Here is a 1369-nt window from a genome sequence, read left to right on the forward strand (position 1 = left end):
TAATTCTATCGCATTTCTTTGCTGTGCTACTGGTAGAGCCCTCGCACATCTTTCTAGTTGTCGTACTCTGTGTTGGACATTGGCTTGAGGTTCTACTACCAGCCGTACCAGTCCCAATCCGATTGAGTCTGAGGTGTCTGGAGTTTCATCAAGGTAAAGTGAGTGCAGATATCCTGTTTGGACTTCGGCATCGTAACATCTGGGAATACCTGTATCCAAGCTGCGCTTAGCCCAAAATACTACCGCTTGCCAGCCATGTCGCCAACGATTTTGTCCTAAGTAGACAAACACTTCTTGCATGAGGCGGTAGTACAAGTCTTGATCTTTCTGAAATTGGACTTCTACGAAATAAATGGGGTCACCGTCCCGTTTGGGGAGAAATACGCCGTCGGTGCGTTTGGCAAGTTCTTTGAGTTCGACGGCCTTAAAATTATAGTTTTGTGCTAGTTGAGTGTTGTCTCCCAGGAGTTCAAAGAGAGTGCCAGGGAGGGTTTGGAAGACTTTATAAAATAGGCTGTCAGTGCGCATTGGTTAGCATTGGAAGGAACTGGCATTTGGGTTATCTGGCCAATATTATCATCGGTTGGTGTTATTTTTTGATATTATTTTTTTATAATGACAAAGGTGTACGCCCATATATAAAGTGCTCTTCTGATATTGACTCCGCCTCAGCAGTTGAACTATCAGTAAGTCTTGGGGAGTAATTTGGTGGGCAAAGGGAAAATGGGGTATTTGATGAATCTATTGGTAAAGTTTCCCCTTGCCCACCCTACGAGTTCTGCGATCGCTTGACCTAACCAGGTGTTCAAGGCATTGTAAAGTTGGGAGTTTTTTTCACAGCATTTCTAGAGTATGAGTGGTATCAACTCCATGTGAGCATTATTGGTCTACCTGTGACAACCAGCTCAACAAATCTTCCCAACTATTCAACTCAAAAATAATATCTGTTAACCCTTCCAAATTTGACAAAGACAAACCTTGAACTACATTGTTTATTTCCTCGGTCATTTCTGGGAATCGTTTTTTCAGCAGACGCATCACCAAAATCTGTGCCTCAGTGATGCGACCTTCTTGATGACCTTCTTGGTGACCTTCTTGGTGACCTTCTTGGTGACCTTCTTGGTGACCTTCAGCCTTAACTTCCCGATAAAATCTGGTCTGTTTCCATTCTGTGAGTCCAAACATCGCTTCTAATTCCCTCCAAGGACGTTCAGGAAATTTATATACTAAGGCTTGTTCTACTAATTCTATCGCATTTCTTTGCTGTGCTACTGGTAGAGCCCTCGCACATCTTTCTAGTTGTCGTACTCTGTGTTGGACATTGGCTTGAGGTTCTACTACCAGCCGTACCAGTCCCAATCCGATTGAG

Annotated in this window: 2 protein-coding genes; both read right to left on the reverse strand. The window is 43.6% G+C overall.

The features are described 5' to 3' along the window. A partial coding sequence (locus F6K63_RS36895; protein ID WP_287315017.1) for a DUF2887 domain-containing protein occupies positions 1-528 on the reverse strand: 528 nt, incomplete at its 3' end. 351 nt (positions 529-879) lie between these two features. Continuing rightward, the coding region (locus F6K63_RS36900) for a DUF4351 domain-containing protein (protein WP_287315018.1) at positions 880-1369 on the reverse strand (490 nt) is incomplete at its 5' end.

Source organism: Moorena sp. SIO1G6 (genome assembly GCF_010672795.1).
Classification (GTDB): domain Bacteria; phylum Cyanobacteriota; class Cyanobacteriia; order Cyanobacteriales; family Coleofasciculaceae; genus Moorena; species Moorena producens.